This window comes from Thalassotalea sp. PP2-459, from assembly GCF_001913705.1.
Taxonomy (GTDB): Bacteria; Pseudomonadota; Gammaproteobacteria; order Enterobacterales; family Alteromonadaceae; genus Thalassotalea_C; species Thalassotalea_C hakodatensis.
In genome coordinates this window covers 1-532 of sequence record NZ_MKQD01000020.1, presented here as the reverse complement: position 1 = coordinate 532, position 532 = coordinate 1, and the positions used below count along the sequence as shown (strand labels likewise).

General features: G+C 48.7%; 4 tRNA genes. All 4 read left to right on the top strand.

The window, feature by feature from the left end:
• Nucleotides 1-8: 8 nt before the first annotated feature.
• Nucleotides 9-82 (top strand) — tRNA-Cys (locus tag BI291_RS04370).
• Nucleotides 83-86: 4 nt separating this feature from the next.
• Nucleotides 87-173 (top strand) — tRNA-Leu (locus BI291_RS04365).
• A 67-nt stretch (nucleotides 174-240) separates the two neighbouring features.
• Nucleotides 241-316: transfer RNA gene (locus BI291_RS04360), tRNA-Gly, on the top strand.
• A 130-nt stretch (nucleotides 317-446) separates the two neighbouring features.
• Nucleotides 447-522, top strand: a tRNA-Gly gene (locus BI291_RS04355).
• The last annotated feature ends 10 nt before the right edge of the window (nucleotides 523-532 follow it).

Below are 532 nucleotides of genomic sequence, written 5' to 3'. Positions count from 1 at the left end.
GATGAAACGGCGGGTTGGCAGAGTGGCTATGCAGCGGATTGCAAATCCGTGGACCTCGGTTCGACTCCGGGACCCGCCTCCACTTTGCCCGGGTGGTGGAATTGGTAGACACAAGGGATTTAAAATCCCTCGCTGGTAACAGCGTGCCGGTTCAAGTCCGGCCCCGGGTACCATTTCATCCTACGTCAGTAGTTGAATTATAAAAAAAGCTTGCGCTATTATGCGCAGCACTTAAATGAAGCGGCTGTAGCTCAGTTGGTAGAGCATCACGTTGCCAACGTGAATGTCACGAGTTCGAGTCTCGTTAGCCGCTCCAATTTAATACTGTTTAAGCGACTGTAACTCAGTTGGTAGCGCATTGTTTTCAATGTGAATGCCACTAAGGTACAGAGAGTTAGTCTCGTTACTTGCTCATGCTACTCTAGAAATAGAGTGAATAATATGAAGCGGCTGTAGCTCAGTTGGTAGAGCATCACGTTGCCAACGTGAATGTCACGAGTTCGAGTCTCGTTAGCCGCTCCAATTTCTTACA